Below are 17,043 nucleotides of genomic sequence, written 5' to 3' on the forward strand. Positions count from 1 at the left end.
GGCACAGGCGGCACCCGCAGACGAAGAAAGCACTCGCACGGGTGGGCGGGTGGGAAGGCCCAGGCACCGCAAAGGCGCCCACCCCTGTCAGTGGGGTGACGCAGAATGGTCCTCGGGGAACCGACGGGGACAAGGCGAAGGGAGGTCGACATGACGGTATGGGACGACGTCGTCGGCCAGCAGCGCGTAGTCGCGGAGCTATCGGCGGCGGCGGCAGACGCAAACGCCTTGGTGACGGCCCACGAAGAAGGCCGTCCACAACCCGAGGCGTCAAGAATGACGCACGCCTGGCTGTTCACCGGCCCCCCCGGCTCGGGCCGATCCACCGCCGCCAGAGCCTTCGCCGCCGCACTCCAATGCGTCAGCCCCGACCGAGCCCTCGGCGCCGCCCCCGGCTGCGGCTTCTGCGACGGCTGCCACACCACGGCCGTCGGCACCCACGCCGACGTGGAATTCGTCCGCACGGACCTCCTCTCCATCGGCGTCAAAGAAACCCGTGACCTGGTGCGGCGCGCCGCGCTGTCCCCGGCCGGAGGCCGCTGGCAGGTCATCGTCATGGAGGACGCGGACCGCCTGACGGAAGGCGCGGGCAACGTACTGCTGAAAGCCGTCGAGGAGCCCGCCCCCCGCACGGTGTGGCTGCTGTGCGCGCCGTCGGTGGAGGACGCGCTGCCGACGATCCGTTCGCGGTGCAGGCTGCTGAGCCTGCGTACGCCCTCGGCCGAGGCGGTCGCGGACGTACTGATGCGGCGCGACGGCATCGACCCGGCGCTGGCGGAGCGGGTCGCGCGGGCGACCCAGGGCCACATAGGGCGTGCGAGGCGGCTGGCGACGGACGAGCAGGCACGGTCCCGCCGCGCCGCGGTGCTGCGCGTACCGCTGCGGGTCGCGGACATCGGCGGGTGCCTGCGCGCGGCGCAGGAGTTGGTGGACGCGGCGCAGGAGGACGCGAAGGCGGTCGCGGAGGAGGTCGACGGCAAGGAGACCGAGGAGATGCGGGCGGCCCTCGGCGCGGCGGCGGGCGCGGGCAGCCGGATGCCGCGCGGCACGGCGGGCGCGATGAAGGAGCTGGCGGACCGGCAGAAGCGGCGTTCGACGCGTACGCAGCGCGACACCCTCGACCTCGCGCTCACCGACCTCGCCGGTTTCTACCGCGACGTGCTGTCGTTGCAGCTCGGCTCGGCGGTCGGCATCGCGAACACCGAGGTCCGCGAGGGCATCGAGCAGATCGCGTCGTCGTCCCGGCCGGAGAACAGCCTGCGCAGGATCGAGGCCGTGCTCGCCTGCCGCGACGCCCTGGACCGTAACGTCGCCCCGCTGCTGGCGGTGGAGGCCATGACCCTGGCGCTACGAGCGGGCTGAGGGCCGAGCCGCGGCTCGGGGTCCGTCCGCCGGAAGGGTCCCCGGCGGTCCGGGGTTCGTCCTCCGGAAGGGCCCCGGCGGCCGGAGGGTTCGTCCGCCGGAAGGGCACCCCGGCGGTCCGGGGCTCATCCGCCGGAAGGCCACCCCCTTGGTCCGTCCGGGTGATCCCGCCCCCGCCCCCGTAACGTCTCCCACCCCACGGCCCGCAGCCGTTGCAAGGTGCAGACAGCGTTCCCGCGCTTCCGCCGCCGTACGGAATCACCAACCGCCCCGGGGGTCATCCCACCCCGAGGACCGACCCGAGGACCCGACCAGGCCCAAGGGTCCGGCCCAAGGGTCCGGCCCAAGGCCCCGGTCCAAGACCAAGGCCCAGGCCCAGGCCCAGGAACCTGGTCCAAGGCCCCGGCCCGAGGACCAGCTCCCCGTACCCGGCCGCACCGTCCCAGCGGGAGCGCACCCGCACCCGAGGGGTTCCGCCGTGGCCGACGTCGTCCTGTCCGTCCTGCTGCTCGCGGCGACCGCCGCCGCCGTACTGCTGGCCCACCGCGCCCTGCGGCACTGGTGGTCAGAGCGCGCCGGGCGGCCGTACGAACTGCCCGCCGACCGCCTCGGCACCGCCCTGCGCGCGGGGGCGGCCGGGGTCGCGGCGCTCACCGCCCTGTCGCTCGCCGTGCCGCTGCTCAGCGACTCCCGCGACACCGGCCGCGCCGACCGGGCCCCCGCCGGGGAGTCGGCCGAGGCCACGGCCACCGTGCCGCCCGCCCCCAGCCGTACCCCCGCCCCCGCCCCGCCGGCGCCCGAGATGCGTACGGTCGGCCACCCGGCGGGCGGCACCCTGATGGAACTGCGCGACGGCATCCGCGTCTGGCTGCCGCCGCGTTACGAGTCGGCGGGCGCGGCGAGCCTCGCGTACCCCGTCGTCCTCGCGCACCTGCCCGCCACCGGCGCCCCCGACCTCTTCGAGGGCTTCGCCGTACAGGCCAAGCGCGGCCTGGCCAATCCGTTCCTGCTGGTCATGCCGCGCGACTGCGGTCAGGACCCGGTCGCCGTCCTGGCGGAGGCCGCCCGCCACTTCCGCGCGCTGCCCGCGAGCGGCGCGCACGCCGTCATCGGCCTCGGCGCGCAGGCGCCCTGCGCGGTGCACGAGGCGCTGACCCACCCGGGCCGGTACCGCGCCGCCGCCGGGATCTCCGGTACGTATCCGCCGCTCGCCCCGGCCGCGGGCCCGCACCCGGCCCTGCTGCTGGCCGCCACCACCGGCGAACTGGCCCCGCGCGCCTCGGCGTTGCGCCTGCGCGCCGCCCTGCGCCCGCGCGGCGACCAGGTCCGGATCATCGACGGCGTACGGGTGCGGCGCGAGATGTACGCGCTGGTCGCGGGGTATCTGACGGAGAAGCTGGAGGGGCCGAGCCGTAAAGCCGCCTCGGCCGTATCGAAGCCGCGCGGCACCTCGGCCGTATCGAAGCCGCGCGCCATCTCGGCCGTACCGGAGGCGCCCGGCACCTCGGCCGTATCGAAGGCCCGTCATGCGACAGCCGTACCGGAAGCCCACGCCGCGACCGGGGCGGCGCCCACCCCCACCCCCCTCAAACGCTCATAATCGCGCGTATCACTCGTAAGGGGACAGCTTGAGCGTCTGTCCCCGCCCCCCGGCCGATACGCTCGCAAGCACCCGACGGGAGGATCCGAGCCGCCGATGCACTCCAAGCGCCTGCTCCGCATCCCGGCCACCGTGATCGCGGTGACCGGACTGCTGCTGTCCGCATGCACCTCAGAGGGGGGCGGGCACAAGGCCGGGGCGTCGTCGCCGGTCCCCGCCACCACCTCGCTCACACCGCTGCCGTCCGAGAGCCCCGCGGACCTGGCGCCGTACTACGGACAGAAGCTGTCGTGGCACGACTGCGGCGTCCCCGGCTTCCAGTGCTCGACCATGAAGGTCCCGCTGGACTACGCGCACCCCGTCACCGCCGACGACCTCAAGCTCGCCGTCGCCCGCAAGAAGGCGACAGGCCCCGGCAAACGGCTCGGCTCGCTGCTGGTCAACCCCGGCGGCCCCGGCGGCTCGGCGATCGACTACCTCCAGTACGCGGCCCTCGGCTACCCGACCGCGGTCACCTCCCGGTACGACATGGCGGCCGTCGACCCGCGCGGCGTCGCCCGCAGTGAGCCCGTCGAATGCCTCAGCGACCCGCAGATGGACGCGTTCACGGCCGTCGACACCACGCCCGACGACAACGCCGAGGTCAACAAGCTCGTCACCGCCGACCGCGGCTTCGCCAACGGCTGCGAGAAGCGTTCCGCCAAGATCCTCGGCCACGTCTCGACCGTCGAGTCCGCCCGCGACATGGACATCCTGCGCGCGCTGCTCGGCGACCAGAAACTGACGTACGTCGGAAAGTCGTACGGCACCTTCCTCGGGGCCACCTACGCCGGGCTCTTCCCGCAGCGCGTCGGCCGTCTCGTCCTCGACGGCGCCATGGACCCCTCCGTCGGCGCGCTGGAGAGCAGCCGCGCCCAGGCCGGCGGCTTCGAGGTCGCCTTCAAGGCGTTCGCGGCGGACTGCGTCAAGCGCTCCGACTGCCCGCTCGGCACGACGTCCACCGACGACGCGGGCAAGCACCTCGACGCGTTCTTCGCCTCCCTGGACAGCCACCCGCTCTCCACCGGCACCAGCCGCCCGCTCACCGAGGCCCTCGGCACGACCGGCGTCATCGCCGCGATGTACGACGAGGGCGCCTGGCCGACCCTGCGCGGCGCCCTGGCCAGCGCCCTCAAGGACGACGGCGGCCCGCTGCTCAAGCTCTCCGACAGCTACTACGAGCGCGACGACAAGGGCAAGTACAGCAATCTGATGTACGCCAACGCCGCCGTCAACTGCCTCGACCTGCCCCCGGCCCTGTCCTCCCCGGCCGACGTCGAACGCGCCCTCCCCTCCTTCCGCGCCGCCTCCCCGCACTTCGGTACGACCCTGGCCTGGTCCTCCCTCATCTGCGGCTACTGGCCCCTGCCGTCCACCGGCCACGCCCAGCGCATCGAGGCCAAGGGCGCCGCCCCGATCCTCGTCGTCGGCACCATCCGCGACCCCGCCACCCCGTACGCCTGGGCCGTCTCCCTCGCCTCCCAGCTCTCCTCCGGCCACCTCCTCACCTACGACGGCGACGGCCACACCGCCTACGCCCGCGGCTCCGACTGCATCGACACCGCCGTCAACGCCTACCTCCTCGACGACACCGTCCCCCCCAAAGACCAGAAGTGCACCTAACCCCTGACCTGCACCCCCCTTGATCCCCCAACGGTCCGAACCACCCCCCGGAACCCTGTAGACTTGGCGCCGCTGCGCCTGCCACCCTTGGTATCCAGGCGCAGCGCGCCGCCTTAGCTCAGTTGGCCAGAGCAACGCACTCGTAATGCGTAGGTCTCGGGTTCGAATCCCGAAGGCGGCTCCACCAAACCCCAGGTCACATAGCTCATGACCTGGGGTTTCTCGTTCAGCGGATGCGACGACGGCGACGGGCGCGGTCCGACCGGCTGTCCGTAGTCTCAGTTCTAGTCTCAGTTGGGGCCTGAGTCTGCGGCAGGAAGGTGTCCCCCATCCTGCCCATGGCGGCCTTGCTGAGGTGCGACCGCCCCTTGACGTAGCGGCGCGTCTGGCTGATCTGCGTGTGTCGCAGAATCTCCATGATGGTCACGATGTCCACGCCCAGCTCATTGAGGATCGTGCCCGCGGTGTGCCTGCTGCCGTCGTACAGCCGCCGGTCATCGATTCCCGCCTCTGCAAGGATTTCCTTGAACTCCTCCCAGTCCTGTCGGGGGTCCAGCGGTCGGCCGTCCGGCCGTGTGAACACTGCACCGCACTCCTGCCATGCGATCCCGGCGGCGGCTTTCATCTCCTCCTGCTGAGTCTTGTGGCCCCGCAGGTAGGGGATGAACGGTGGGGGGATCGGCACTTCGGACCGGCTTTTCTTCGTCTTGGGCCGGGTGAATACGAGGCCGCCGTCTTTGCGTTCCGGACACGCGCTGGCATGACCGGTGCACGTCTTCGGGCAGGGCTTCGGGCAGCCTCGCTTGTAGCCCTTGTGCAGCGTGCAGTTCTGCGGGCAGGCGTCGAACCTGTGAAGACGCATTCCGCACTCGCGCGGGTCGGTGCAGCCATGCCGCCATGTGAGCCGTTGAAGCTGCCATTGTGGGTGGAAAAGCTCCGCTTCGAGGTCCACATACTTCCACCGCAGACCGAGGCATTCCCCCTGTCGGAAACCCATCCCGACACCGACCACCCATCGCATGTAATTGGGACGCTTGAGCGCTGCGGCCAGGAAGGCTTTTGCCTCTTCGATTGTGAAGGGATTCGCCTCGGTTTCGTCCAGGCTTGGAGGGTCTACGAGGGTCGCAACGTTCTCCACGACCAGTCGTCGGCGGTGGGCGATTTTCAGGGCACGGGACAGAATACGGTGCACCTTGACGACGTGCGATGGTGCGTGTCCGGCCTCAAGTAGTGAGCGGTACATCCGTTCAAGGTGTTCCGGTTCGAGCTTGTCGAGTCGGTGCTGTCCGATGCCGGGGATGATGTCGTTGCGCGTCTTGGACCAGTAGTCGTCCAGTGAGCGCGGTCGGAGTTTCAGGCTGGCGATGTCCGTCAGGTAGGTGGTCATCCACTTCTCAACGGTGGGCTTGCGACCGGCCTTCGGGGCGCGGCCCTTGTCGCGCAGCGCCTCCAACTCCTTAACCTTGCGCTTGATTTCGGTCTCGGTCTTTGCCATGCGATGACGCCGGTCGGGACTGCCGTCGCTCTTGACGCCCATAGTGACGCGGCCGTGCCACCATCCGTCATCTCCGAAGTAAATGGATGATTCCATGTTCAGATTGCGGGGACTCATGGGTTCCTCCATGCGAAAAGGCGGGCCGAGTGTCCTCGGCCCGCCTCGGATGCGCGTGTTCAGCAGGGGCGGTCGGTAAGGCTTGCGGCGAAGCGCTCAAGCTCGTTGTGGTGAATGCGGCGAGAGCGCCCGCACTTCACGAACTTGAGGGCGCCTTCCGCCATCAGCTCGTAGATGGTGGAGCGGCCCAACGACAGGACTTCGGCGGCGTCTTCCGGGCGGTAGAGGAGACGGGGGATGGGTGCGGTGGCGGTGCTCATGGAGGAGACTCCTAGGTGAGCGGGGCGGTTGCCCTGTCCTCAGAAGTCCGCTACTTCCGCTACTTCCGCTACCTTGCAGGTCAGAGCCTTGTGAGGGGTAGCGGGAATGGGTAGCGGTAGCGGATAGGGCAAACCCGGTAGCGGCGTGCGGCGGCCTTGCCGCTACCGGGTTTGCGCTGGTCAGAACCGGTTTTCGTTCTCGGGTAGCGGAAGTAGCGGACTTTCCGGGGGTGGGGGGCAGTAGCGCTGCCAGGCGTCGCGCAAGTCGGCGGCGTGGTAGCCCTTGAGGACTCCTCCGCCGGTCTTGATGTTGCGCGAGGAGACGGGCGTGCCGTCAGCGGTGACGTACTCACCGAGCATCCGTGACAGGCGGCGGGAGTCGAGCGGCTTGCCCTGGTAGTCCGCCCACGGGGCGTCATCCAGAGCGTTGAGCCTGTCGAGGATGGCCACGGTCGGGAGGCGGTCGATGCCGATCAGCACGTGATCGCGCAGGTCGGTGAGCAGGCGGATACCGATGCTGCCCTTGTCGTTGACCTGCGATGCCTTGACCAGGGACACGCACGCCTGCCGGGCCCGGGTCGGCCACGCGCCCCCGGCCGCGTCCGCGATGGCGAGCAGGGGTTCCCAGACGTCGGCGGGCCGGTCGGCCACGCCATCGGGCATCTCGGGAAAGACGTCGGTGACCTGCTCTTGGACACTCTCGGCCCACTTGGCGAGCCGGTCGCGCAGCGCGTTTCCCTCGCGGACGTGGATGCGTGTGCGGAACTGCTCCACCTTCTCGTTCGTGGCCCGGCGCCGCATGCGGATGATGACCGAGCGCGTCAGGATCGTGTCGGGCAGAGAGCCGAGCCCGGCGACGGCGACGGCGCAGTACGACGGGAACCCCTGTACCTGCTGGTTGGAGCCGTCCCCAACGCACCGGTACATCACGCGGCCACGGGTGTGACCGGCGTTGATGAACCCCCGGAGCTGCTCGTTCTCCCCGGCCTTGGGACCGAAGATGGTGTCGATCTCATCGAAGAGAATCGTCGGACGCCCGCCGTCGATGCCCGACACCGACCGGAACAAGGCCGCCGCAGAAGCATCAACAGCAGCCATCGACCGCGGAACCAGGCTCTCCACCACTTCCAGGGCCCGCGACTTCCCCGACCCCGGTTCGGGAGACAGGAAGGCAAGGCGCGGCGTGGAGTCGAACGCGTCCAACAGATGCGCGTGGGCGTCCCACAACGTCACCGCGACGAACGCGGCTTCGGTGGGGAAGACGTTGAAGCGGCGGTGGAATGCCTCGATCTCGTCCAGCAGCGCAGCGCCGTTCTCGCTCATGCGGCGTGCCTCCGTTCGGTGTCGGGGTGGCGCAGCGGGCAGCAGCCGCGATGCGCGGTGTGAGCGTCGATCAGGGCGAGGACATCGGCCCGGCCGCGTGCGGTGACGTACCGGCCGCAGTCGCAGCGGGACACTGCACGCGGCGGCATCTCCCATGCGGACGGGGCGATGATGTGCAGCCATGCGATGGGGCGGCGTCCATCTGCTGGGCGCGGGTCCGGACGAAGGGCAGACAGGACGCCTTCGGCGGCGACCTTCGGCGCGCTACGGCCGGTGGGCCCACCGGCCGATTCGGCGGGGCGATGCTGGTCGGGGGTGGTGGTGAGGCTTTTCAGGGCGGGGGTTCGGCCCGCGGCGGGGGTCATGAGGCGGCCTGCCGGGGCCGGGCGGTGCGGACGGCGTAGTCGAGGGCGCTGCGGATCGTGGTGCGGCACTCGGCAGCCGGTAGCCCGGCCGTCTCGCCCCCCGCCTGAAAAGCAGCTTCTACGGTGGTGCGGTCGAGGTCGCCCCAGGCGACGAACCGGCCCACCGCCCTCACGGCGCGCAGCAGTTCGGCGTTCCGCCCGCCCTCATCGGTCGTGGCGACCGCGGCAACCTCGCGTTCGAGGACGACGGCGGCGAGCCGAGGCGCATCACGGGCCGCAACGGGCCGCAACGGCCCCATAGCGGCTCGCTGTGGGGCCGTCAGGGCGGTGCGGAGCCAGTTGGGTAGCTCAGCAGCCGCAGAATCGTCCTGGACGGCGTAGGGGCCGTCAGGGGTCACCGACCCGGGGGCAACCACCTGCCCGCCCCATGCACGGGTGTCCACCTTTGGCGCCAACGTGCCCGCGCTGCACGGGAGTTGAAGCCCGGCGGGGGTGCGGAAGTACAGGTGCTCCCCACCGCTGGGGGTCCGGATACGGCGTGTGGTGGGGACGGTGTGCCCGGCGCGCTCGCAGAGCGCAGAGAAGTTCGCCGCGCCGTCAGGCGTGCCCTTCTTGTCCTTCGGCTTGGCCGTGTCGAGGTCCACGACCAGCAGACCGGCGGGCCCGGTGGCAATGCCGACGTTGAACGGGCCCGCGGCCCAGCAGCGTTCGATGCGGGCGGGGTCGGTGGTGGCGCGCTGCTCGAACGTCTTGTGACCGTTGGTGCAGTCGCCGGTTCGGGGGCAGCGCCGGTCACCGTGTAAGGCGGGGATCTTGCTTCCGGGGTGCAGGGGGATGACGGGCCATCCCTGGTCGGCGGCGTCCAGCGCTGCGCGCAGCAGCGCGGTACGGGTCTGATGGGTCATGCTGGTGGTCTCCAGTCCCTTCGGGGATGTGGATGGGCCGTGGGCGGTGGCGTTTTCCTTGGTCGGGAGGCCACCGCCCACGGGCGTGTTCAGGCGGCACACGGCACGCAGGTGCCGAGCGAGGTGGGGATGACGTATCCGGCGTCGGTCCGGCAGGCGGGGCAGGTGCGGCGGGCGCGCATCATCGCCGCATGCGAGCGCCAGCGGCCCGGTGTCATCGGGCGCAGGGGCCGGGCGGTGGCGGGGTCGTAGAGGTAGGCAACGCGCCATCCCCCGACGTGTCGGGCCTTCTTGGAGCGCCAGCGCAGTTCTGCGACGACTTCCGCACGGCATGCGCTGAGACCGGCCGCGTGGAGCTGACGGCGCGTCATGAGGCCATCGGGGGCGAGGTGGTAGCGGTAGACGGGCAGGGTCATGGCGTCTCCGTCCTGGACGCAAGGTTGGTGACTGTGTGTGGCAGGGGAGGGAGGCGGGGGATGCTGCCGGACCCCGTGTCTCAGGGGTTTCCGCAGGTCCGCGGGGTGCGCTTCCCCGCCTCCCCCGTGGGGTGTTAACGCAGTTCAGTGCGGGGGAGGCAGTACCGGGGAGGCGGTTGGGGAGATCTCCCCGCCTCCCCGGCCCCTCCCCGTCACTCTCCGTCGAACTCAGCCGCATCCGGACGGGCGTCCTCGGTGCGGTCGGTGAGGGCGTCGCGGACGCGTTCGCGGTCCACGATCATCTGCCCGTGCGACTTGCGGACCGCGCCGTACGGGTCCAGGACGCGCTTGAGGTCAGTGAAGGTCCAGCCGCGGTACTCGCGCGAGTTGTGCGTGATGAGCAGCCGGAGGACTTCCTGCGTTCGGACCCGCGCTTCGGTGCCGAGGACGGTGAGCACGTCCGCGAGATGATCGGGCGTGCCGCCGCCGTCGGTGGCGACCGGGGAGGCGGCGGGGGTGATGCCCTCGCGCAGCGCCAAAGCCCGCGCCACCACGGGCGACACCTGGTCGGTGCTGGCATCCTTGCGGACGTAGTACGCACGGACCAGCTCGAACGCGTTCTTGGTGAACCCCACGGTCAGCGCGGTGCCGATGTTCTCCGCGGGGTTCAGCGTCGTGGCGGTGATCCCGGCCCGGTGCTTGCCCGTGCCGAGCAGTCCGTCGTTGGCGACGTGGTCGCCGACCGCGAACGCCACCCGGTGACTGGTGTTCCGGGTCACGTCCTTGGGGATGCTGGACGCGGTCGGGGAGACCGTGACGAACACCAGGGTGATGCCGACCTTCCGCGCCTTCTTCAGCACCTTGATGGCCAGCTCAGCAGCCTCCGGGCCGTATTCCTTGTGCTCGAACAGCTCGTGGCACTCATCGAACACCACGACGCGGGGGCGCATGCGGGGGTCGCGTTCGGCCAGGTCCCGGGTCAGCTTGACGCTGTCCCCGCCGAGTTCGGCCAGCAGCTTTCCGCGTTCGGTGACCTCGTCGCGCAGGTCCCGCAGCGCTTCGAGGGCATCCCTGACCTGCTCGTCATCGTCGCCCTTGACCAGGGTCCGGAGCCGGTCGCGCATCGGGTCGTAATCGACGTTGTAGGCCATGACATACACGTCGATTTCCACCAGCGGATCGAGCATCGCACCCAGCAGCAGACCCACGACCAGCGACGACTTACCCGAGCCCATGATGCCGCCGACCATGTAGTTGCTGGCCATGAGCTTGCCGGTGACCGGCTCCCCGCGCTGCGAGACACCGACCGGCACGCCCTTGAAGTAGTCCGCGGTGCCGTCGCCGAGCAGGGGCCAGGGCGGAACCGTCCCGGACAGCGACCCTTGGTCGGCCACCCACAGGTCCAGGGTGCCGGGGGCGGTGGCCGGTTCGGTCGGCCAGACCTCCACGGGCAGGCGCAGCAGGTTGTGGGCGAGCACGTCCTTGTGCTTGTTGATCATTTCGACGGTGACGCCCATCGGGAGCTGCACCTGCGAGTGCCAGCCCTTGCCGAGCCGGGTGGTGGGCTGCACCCACCGCGGCTGCCAACCGGCCTTGAACGCCTGGTTCATCGGGCCGATGCCCAGGTGCCGCAGCGCGTCCAGGATCGCGCCCTCATCCGGGACCACGTCCCGCTGCTCCTGCTCCGAGACCGGCAGCGCCCACTGCGGCGCCGCCTGCCCCCGGCGCCCCGTCTCCCACAACCCGAGGAACGCCAGCCACGGGGCAAGGAACAGCGCCGGACCCCACACGACGGACACAATGAGCACGGCCCAGCGGATCATCTGCACGGTGAACATCACCGGGCCGATGACCATCAGCGGATCGTGCTCCGCGATAGCCAGGACGGTACCGAGCGCGAGCAGACCGCCCACACCTCCGGCAGCGCCGAACGCGGCGGACTTCACCAGCCGGGGCCCGGAGGTGAGCAGGTCCATACGGCGCTGGTGACGCTGCTGCCGGAACAGCGCCGCGCGCTGCTCCCACTCCATCGCCACCTCATGCTGCCCCGCAGCCTCCGCGCTGCGCATCATCCGTTCGTGCCGCGCCACGGTGCGCCCGTCCCACGTGCGCTTGGCGATGATGCGGGCACCCCCGGCGACGTACGCGGTGTGACGGACCGCGAGCCGCATACCGGACTTGGTCCGGTCATGGGTGATGACGTGGGCCGTCACACCAGCGGCGCGCCGCACGCGTTCGAGGTGGCGCAGTCCGGCACGGCCCGCGGCTTCTTCCTTCCCCTGCCCGGGGATGCCGGAGGGAATGACCACGCCTTCAAGCACCTCCCGCGGAGCGTCGGCGGGTATGTCGGCGGGCGCTGTGGTGGTGTCCGGGTCGGTGTCGTGCTTGGTGAAGTCCGGGGCGGGGCGGGGCCGCCGGGTGTGGATGTCGATGATCTCGGTCATGCTGGTGGTTCCTCCGTTTCTGCACGGGAGCGGTAGGGGCCCGGACCGGCCGGTGTCTTGGCGGATGTGCGGCCGGTCCGGGGCGGAGCTACGTGGGCCTGCGCGCGGTGGTCTTCCACTCTTCGCGTTCCTCGCGCCTGCGCGCGCCCTTGAGGATGCTGTCGATTCCCGCCTGCAAGTCGGACTGGTCTACTTCCTCACCGGCAAGGCCGCGCTTGGTCATGCGGGCGACCAGCCATGCGATTCTGGAGGCTTCCGCGCCGGTCAGCGGGGGGTCGTCGGGGTGGGTGCGGATCATGGTTGCCCCTATTCGGAGTGACGGATTCTCCTGATGGAACGTCAGTTTGGTGCGCCTGTATGCACGCCTGTACTCTCCGCGATCAAGAGAGTCGATCATGGATGCAAGGGCGTGGCTGAGTGATAGGCATGAAGACGGCGGCGGTCAGTCTGGCCGCGGCGGCGGTGGTTCTCGGACCGGTTGGCGCAGCGAGCGCGATATGTATCCCCTCTGGGGTGAAACCGGCTGCTCCGGCGGCCATCATGGCCGTGGCGCCCGCACTGTCGGCGCATGCGCCGGTCACGGGCCCTGCGGTCGCGGTGAAGGCGGTGTGCATGCCCATGGATGCCACCGACCCCGCCGGGCCGCGGCGGGCTACCGCCGCCTGATGTCGCGGTAGATGCCGTAGACGACCAGGGCCACGAGCGCGATGCACGCGGAGGCAATCGCGAGAGCGACCGCGGCGAACGCGACGGTAATCATGAGCATGGAGCCGCCCGCGGCGATGGCGAGCCACTTGCCCGCGGTGCCGGTCTGCTGCACCGCGACGGGGGCCGGGGGCGGAACGGGCTGCTGCTGGGACTGGACGGTCTGAGCGGTCTGGATCGCGGCGAGGATCATCGCGAACTGCTCGCCCTGGCGGGCGGCCTCGACCGCGTCGGCGGTGGCTTTCGGCAGGTCGGACATGGGAGAGATACCTCCGGGCTGATGGCGTGCGGACAGGGGCCGGTGTCAGCCGGTGACGGACTCGGTGGTGCAGCGTTTCCATGCCGCGCGCAGCCGCATCTCCGCGGCGGTGTGTCCGGCGGCGCGGAACCGGGCGGCGGCCTCGCGGTAGGACGGCGGCGGGGTCTGGCCAGCCAGCAGGTCGGCCACGATCCGGTCGAGGTCGGCGTCACTCAGGGAGGGTGCGTCCAGGGCCGGGACCGGCTCGACCGGGCCCCATACCGGCAGGTCCCAGCGGGCCGTGTCGGCTGCCGTGACACGGCCGGTCACGCTGGCCAGCGCGGCGGCGGCGCTCTCGTCGGCGCGCGCCTTCTCCAGCACCGCCCACGCCTCGGACAGTGCGGCGGCGGTGGTGGCCTGGACGCGGGCGACGCGGGACCCGGCGTGCGTCACGGCCAGCAGCCGGGTCTCCTCGGTGGTGGCGTCCGCGTGCAGCCGGGCCCGCGCGACCGCGGCGGCGTCGCGGGCTTCCTGCTGGATACCGCGGATCGCGGTGAGCGCGACGGGAGTGAGCGCGGTGCGCTCCCACAGCCCGTGCACCAGCCACAGGGCCTTGGCCGCAAGGGGCAGCCACGCGACGGCCAGCCACGCGCCCGCGGAGGTCTCCGCGAGCAGCGCGTGAGCGACCAGGACGGCGGTCGCGACGGCGCCGAAGCACCAGCCGACCGCGGTCACGCCGCGGGAGTGGTCGCCCTGCGCGGCAAGCCGCCGCTCGTATGCCAAGGTGGCAAGCCAGCCGCCGTCCAGGCCGAGGCCGACGACCAGCGCGACCGGCGAGGGCATCGCCGTGCCCAGCCACATCACGACCACGGCCAACGTCAGGACCATCGACACGGCCGTCATCACGACAGCGGGCAGCACGGTCAGCAACCGGCGCCATCGGGCGACGGCCGCGGTGCGGGCGCTCATGCCGCCACCGCCCCACGGGCCGCGCTCCGGCGCGCCGGGCGGGCCGGGGTCAGGCGCAGGAGCTCCGGCATGGTGCGGCCGATCACCTCGGACGCGAGCGCGGTCGTGCGGTCGAACAGGGCGGGGTCGTCGGCGAGGATGTCCCGCGCCGCGGCCTCTCGCGCGGCCCGCTCGTCGGGCGTCTCGCCGTCCTCGCCGAGCCACAGGTCAAGCGGCGTGCCCAGGGCGAGTTCGAGGAAATCGTCAGTGGTCAGGGCCCGGTGGGGGCCGATGTAGTCATGCACGGGAAGTCTCCAAGGGGAGTTGAGGGCCGGGACCGGCCGGTGTCGTGGCGGATGTGCGGCCGGGGCTGGTGGTGCAGTGCGCTTGTCAGCCTCCGAAGTTGCGGCGGATGTACTCCTCGCGCTGCTGCGCAGCGCGCAGACGTGCGCGCGCGTTGCCGCGCTCGCGGACCGCGAAGTCCTTGGACGCCGTGTAGTCGCCGTTCTCCTGGATACGGCGCGTCCACACGTCGACATCGGCCGACGCCGCCGCGGCGTCGGCCTTCGCCCGGCGGATGAGGCCCTGCTTCGACGCGCGCGTCTCAGCGCGGAGCTGGTCGGCGCGGGCCTGAGCTTCCTGCTTCCTCTTGTTGCTGAACACTGCTGATCTCCCTCGGTCGTGAGCCGGGCTGTCCGGCTCCCCGTCACCGCCCGCCCGGATTGCCGGGCGCGGGCGGATCAGGCAGCCGTCAGACCCTCAGACGAGGGCGATCAGCAGTGCGCCGACCAGCAGGAACAGGTGATGGAACGACTGGTCGAGCGCGTAGGCGCCGGTGCCGAGCGACGGGTTGTCGTCATGGCCGGGCCGCGGCGCGCCCATGCGGTAGAAGCCGCCGGACCCGACGAGGTCCGCCAGCCACGCCAGCGTCGAACGCCGGTCGGCCCACCAGTGCGTGACCGCGTCCACGCCCAGACCGGCCACCAGACCCCACACCGACAGGTGCAGACCCAGCAGCAGACCCACAGGAACCAGGACGACCAATTTCGTCAGCGTCAGCGTCGCCACGTGCCGGGTGTCGGCTAACCGGCCGACCCATCCGGGACGGCCCTTGGCCGCGGACTGCGCGGAGGTCTGCACCCAGTGATCACCCACACTGTGGGCGACGTACAGGGAGGCGAAGACCGCGGCGAACGTACCGGCCGCGGCACTCACTTCCCGCCCCCGTTCTCGCTGCGCCGGTTGGCCTCGCCGACCTTGCGCGACAAGTCCTCGTGTTCCTTGTCGTTCAGGAAGATGATGGTGACCACAGGTTCCTCCTTGGGGTTCCTGTACAGCGGCGTCCGGGGGGCCACCCGGACGCCGCACTCGTTTTGGCTGGTCGGTTCGAGCAGCCACGGACCAGCGCCGCCGCAAGACGGCGACGCCGGACCGTGCGCGCTCGACACGCACCCGTGATGCCAGCCGCTATCCGGCCGTCTCGGCATCACGCGATGACGCGGAGGGCCCGCCCGTCCGGCTGGTCAAAGCCGGACGGGGCCCTTGGTACTTCGCTGGAACATGTGCACCTCGCAGTACGACGAACAGTGCTTGACGTGCTTGTTGTCTCCTTCAGGACTGCGGCTCCCGTACGAGGTAGAGCCGCCATGGCCTGTTTCAGGCAGAGACGTGACCTTTCGGTCTCGTGCCCTCCGGCTGACAAGGCGCCGGGAACCTCCCCCCGACCAACGCGGGGCCCCTGGTGGTCCTAGTGGTTCTACTGGTACCAACCACTTGGGGAAGATGCTGCACTGCCCTGCGGTCAGGTGTCAAGGGGATTGGTCCAGGTTGTTGGTACCAGTCGCATCGGTGGGGCATCATGGCTGCATGGCAAGCGGACAGACACCCCTGTACATGCAGCTCGCGGACAGGCTTCGAGTGAAGATCGGCACTGAGATCGCGCCGGGCGACAAGCTGCCCAGTGAGCGAGCCCTGTCGGAGACGTACGCGGCTTCTCGAAATACGGTTCGACTAGGACTTCAGCGACTGGTGTCCGAAGGGCTCATTTCCCCAAGCCAAGGGCGCGGTTACATCGTCAATCGACAAGACGTTTTGGTCTACAACGCATCAAAGTCGGAAGAGAAGAACCGGCGACTTTCTGCGGGCGTTGATGCTTGGGTGCAGGATATCCGCGAGCAAGGCAGGAATCCGAGCCAGCAAATCACGGTTGGCATTGAGAAGGCGAATCCACTTATTGCTGGAAAGCTGAACCTTGAGGAAGGCGAACTACTTCTCGTCCGGCGGCGAGTGCGTTACGTTGATGATCAACCCTGGTCGACGGAGGATTCTTACTATCCGCATGACCTTGTTCGCGATACGCCAATCGCTGAACCAGCCGACATACCTCAGGGCGTCATTGCATTCATGGCCTCTATGGGGCATGCCCAAGTGAGGTACGTCGATGATGTAACGGCCAGCATGCCGAACCCGAAGCAAGAGGAAATGCTGTCGATGGATCCTGGCGTCCCGCTTCTTGTGAGGACTCGCGTGGGTTACACCGACTCGCGTCCTATCCGCGTCACAGTTACTGTAATGCCGACTGATCGCAACGTGCTGCGCTACGAATTGGGAACTCATGAACGGTAGAAGCGACGCGTTCGAAATCCGAGTTGCCGGAGCCGAAGAAGCTGCACTAATAGAGCAGATGTGGGCGGAAACCTCCACATGGCTCAAGGGTCACGGGTACGACCAGTGGCAGTATCCCGCCGACCCAAGCAAGGTGAATCGGGATGTCCGAAGTGGGAACGCCTTCTTGGTTTTCCGGGCAGGTGAATGCTTGGGGACAATATCGATCGATGAGTCAGCGGACCCAGAATTCTGGCGAGCAGGCGACAATCCGAAAGATGCGCTCTATGTTCATCGCGTCATTGTGCGCGACTCGGCGCGCGGTACATCTCTAGGGAGCGCAATGCTGGATTGGGCTTCTGGCAAGGCTGAGATTGCCGGAAAGAAGTGGCTAAGGCTCGACGCATGGAAGACGAATGCGGACCTAGGACGCTACTACGAATCTCAGGGTTTCGAACACGTCAGAACGGTGGATTTGCCGCACCGCAACTCGGGAGCCCTCTACCAGCGACGTGCAGGCGAAGTGCGGGGCGCAGGTCCGGCGCTCATCACAGTTGCTCCCTAGTCTCAGTTGCAGTCTCAGTTGTCCTTTCGTCCAC

The 17,043-nt window shown here is 69.8% G+C and carries 17 protein-coding genes and 1 tRNA gene; 6 read left to right on the top strand and 12 right to left on the bottom strand.

From position 1 onward, the window contains the following. Nucleotides 1-150: 150 nt before the first annotated feature. The 4 genes from ACFZAM_RS05090 (at nucleotide 151) to ACFZAM_RS05105 (ending at nucleotide 4,808) form a co-directional block, all read left to right on the top strand. The gene (locus tag ACFZAM_RS05090) at nucleotides 151-1,362 is read left to right on the top strand and encodes a DNA polymerase III subunit delta' (protein WP_391042814.1); all 1,212 of its coding nucleotides are present in this window, start codon (nucleotides 151-153) and stop codon (nucleotides 1,360-1,362) included. Nucleotides 1,363-1,840: 478 nt separating this feature from the next. Next, nucleotides 1,841-2,962, top strand: a complete 1,122-nt coding sequence (locus ACFZAM_RS05095) for a hypothetical protein (RefSeq protein WP_391042815.1) — start codon at nucleotides 1,841-1,843, stop codon at nucleotides 2,960-2,962. Nucleotides 2,963-3,058: 96 nt separating this feature from the next. Beyond that, nucleotides 3,059-4,624 carry an alpha/beta fold hydrolase gene (locus ACFZAM_RS05100; RefSeq protein ID WP_391042816.1) on the top strand — a complete coding sequence of 522 codons (1,566 nt, stop codon included), beginning with the start codon at nucleotides 3,059-3,061 and terminating at the stop codon, nucleotides 4,622-4,624. 107 nt (nucleotides 4,625-4,731) lie between these two features. Further along, nucleotides 4,732-4,808: transfer RNA gene (locus ACFZAM_RS05105), tRNA-Thr, on the top strand. Nucleotides 4,809-4,850: 42 nt separating this feature from the next. Here the strand turns inward: ACFZAM_RS05105 and ACFZAM_RS05110 are convergent. The 12 genes from ACFZAM_RS05110 to ACFZAM_RS05165 form a co-directional block, all read right to left on the bottom strand. Further along, nucleotides 4,851-6,236, bottom strand: coding sequence for a tyrosine-type recombinase/integrase (locus ACFZAM_RS05110; protein ID WP_391042819.1), 1,386 nt, complete (start codon nucleotides 6,234-6,236; stop codon nucleotides 4,851-4,853). 59 nt (nucleotides 6,237-6,295) lie between these two features. Continuing rightward, a complete protein-coding gene (locus tag ACFZAM_RS05115; protein ID WP_391042822.1) occupies nucleotides 6,296-6,496 on the bottom strand; it encodes an excisionase family DNA-binding protein in 201 nt (66 codons plus the stop codon). A 180-nt stretch (nucleotides 6,497-6,676) separates the two neighbouring features. Next, entirely contained in the window at nucleotides 6,677-7,819 is a 1,143-nt protein-coding gene (locus ACFZAM_RS05120; protein WP_391042825.1) for a DUF3631 domain-containing protein, read from the bottom strand. 361 nt (nucleotides 7,820-8,180) lie between these two features. Next, a complete protein-coding gene (locus tag ACFZAM_RS05125; protein WP_391042827.1) occupies nucleotides 8,181-9,089 on the bottom strand; it encodes a bifunctional DNA primase/polymerase in 909 nt (302 codons plus the stop codon). Nucleotides 9,090-9,178: 89 nt separating this feature from the next. Further along, a complete protein-coding gene (locus ACFZAM_RS05130; protein ID WP_391042828.1) occupies nucleotides 9,179-9,505 on the bottom strand; it encodes an RRQRL motif-containing zinc-binding protein in 327 nt (108 codons plus the stop codon). Between the two features lie 212 nt (nucleotides 9,506-9,717). Continuing rightward, a complete protein-coding gene (locus tag ACFZAM_RS05135) occupies nucleotides 9,718-11,949 on the bottom strand; it encodes an FtsK/SpoIIIE domain-containing protein (RefSeq protein WP_391042829.1) in 2,232 nt (743 codons plus the stop codon). Nucleotides 11,950-12,037: 88 nt separating this feature from the next. Continuing rightward, entirely contained in the window at nucleotides 12,038-12,247 is a 210-nt protein-coding gene (locus ACFZAM_RS05140) for a DUF6257 family protein (protein ID WP_391042832.1), read from the bottom strand. A gap of 354 nt (nucleotides 12,248-12,601) precedes the next feature. Then, a complete protein-coding gene (locus ACFZAM_RS05145; RefSeq protein ID WP_391042834.1) occupies nucleotides 12,602-12,913 on the bottom strand; it encodes a hypothetical protein in 312 nt (103 codons plus the stop codon). Between the two features lie 45 nt (nucleotides 12,914-12,958). Beyond that, complete coding sequence (locus ACFZAM_RS05150; protein WP_391042836.1) at nucleotides 12,959-13,861, bottom strand: protein spdB; 903 nt, start codon at nucleotides 13,859-13,861, stop codon at nucleotides 12,959-12,961. Next, nucleotides 13,858-14,145 carry a hypothetical protein gene (locus ACFZAM_RS05155; RefSeq protein WP_391042837.1) on the bottom strand — a complete coding sequence of 96 codons (288 nt, stop codon included), beginning with the start codon at nucleotides 14,143-14,145 and terminating at the stop codon, nucleotides 13,858-13,860. Before ACFZAM_RS05155 ends, ACFZAM_RS05150 begins: the two co-directional genes overlap by 4 nt. 85 nt (nucleotides 14,146-14,230) lie before the next feature. Next, nucleotides 14,231-14,503 carry a hypothetical protein gene (locus ACFZAM_RS05160; protein WP_391042840.1) on the bottom strand — a complete coding sequence of 91 codons (273 nt, stop codon included), beginning with the start codon at nucleotides 14,501-14,503 and terminating at the stop codon, nucleotides 14,231-14,233. Nucleotides 14,504-14,599: 96 nt separating this feature from the next. Further along, nucleotides 14,600-15,055 carry a transcriptional regulator gene (locus ACFZAM_RS05165; RefSeq protein WP_391042842.1) on the bottom strand — a complete coding sequence of 152 codons (456 nt, stop codon included), beginning with the start codon at nucleotides 15,053-15,055 and terminating at the stop codon, nucleotides 14,600-14,602. 651 nt (nucleotides 15,056-15,706) lie between these two features. On the opposite strand from ACFZAM_RS05165, the gene ACFZAM_RS05170 reads away from it, so the two are divergent. Both ACFZAM_RS05170 and ACFZAM_RS05175 read left to right on the top strand, forming a co-directional pair. After that, nucleotides 15,707-16,465, top strand: coding sequence for a UTRA domain-containing protein (locus ACFZAM_RS05170; protein ID WP_391042845.1), 759 nt, complete (start codon nucleotides 15,707-15,709; stop codon nucleotides 16,463-16,465). Beyond that, complete coding sequence (locus ACFZAM_RS05175) at nucleotides 16,455-17,009, top strand: GNAT family N-acetyltransferase (RefSeq protein ID WP_391042848.1); 555 nt, start codon at nucleotides 16,455-16,457, stop codon at nucleotides 17,007-17,009. The genes ACFZAM_RS05170 and ACFZAM_RS05175 overlap by 11 nt, the downstream gene beginning before the upstream one ends. The last annotated feature ends 34 nt before the right edge of the window (nucleotides 17,010-17,043 follow it).

Origin of the sequence: Streptomyces sp. NPDC008079 (genome assembly GCF_042957385.1) — a bacterium.
Lineage (GTDB): Bacteria > Actinomycetota > Actinomycetes > Streptomycetales > Streptomycetaceae > Actinacidiphila.

Coding starts and splice junctions, on each gene's coding strand:
- ACFZAM_RS05090 (WP_391042814.1), top strand. CDS start 151: ATGACGGTATGGGACGACGTCGTCGGCCAGCAGCGCGTAGTCGCGGAG.
- ACFZAM_RS05100 (WP_391042816.1), top strand. CDS start 3,059: ATGCACTCCAAGCGCCTGCTCCGCATCCCGGCCACCGTGATCGCGGTG.
- ACFZAM_RS05110 (WP_391042819.1), bottom strand. CDS start 6,236: ATGAGTCCCCGCAATCTGAACATGGAATCATCCATTTACTTCGGAGAT.
- ACFZAM_RS05115 (WP_391042822.1), bottom strand. CDS start 6,496: ATGAGCACCGCCACCGCACCCATCCCCCGTCTCCTCTACCGCCCGGAA.
- ACFZAM_RS05120 (WP_391042825.1), bottom strand. CDS start 7,819: ATGAGCGAGAACGGCGCTGCGCTGCTGGACGAGATCGAGGCATTCCAC.
- ACFZAM_RS05125 (WP_391042827.1), bottom strand. CDS start 9,089: ATGACCCATCAGACCCGTACCGCGCTGCTGCGCGCAGCGCTGGACGCC.
- ACFZAM_RS05130 (WP_391042828.1), bottom strand. CDS start 9,505: ATGACCCTGCCCGTCTACCGCTACCACCTCGCCCCCGATGGCCTCATG.
- ACFZAM_RS05135 (WP_391042829.1), bottom strand. CDS start 11,949: ATGACCGAGATCATCGACATCCACACCCGGCGGCCCCGCCCCGCCCCG.
- ACFZAM_RS05140 (WP_391042832.1), bottom strand. CDS start 12,247: ATGATCCGCACCCACCCCGACGACCCCCCGCTGACCGGCGCGGAAGCC.
- ACFZAM_RS05145 (WP_391042834.1), bottom strand. CDS start 12,913: ATGTCCGACCTGCCGAAAGCCACCGCCGACGCGGTCGAGGCCGCCCGC.
- ACFZAM_RS05150 (WP_391042836.1), bottom strand. CDS start 13,861: ATGAGCGCCCGCACCGCGGCCGTCGCCCGATGGCGCCGGTTGCTGACC.
- ACFZAM_RS05170 (WP_391042845.1), top strand. CDS start 15,707: ATGGCAAGCGGACAGACACCCCTGTACATGCAGCTCGCGGACAGGCTT.
- ACFZAM_RS05175 (WP_391042848.1), top strand. CDS start 16,455: ATGAACGGTAGAAGCGACGCGTTCGAAATCCGAGTTGCCGGAGCCGAA.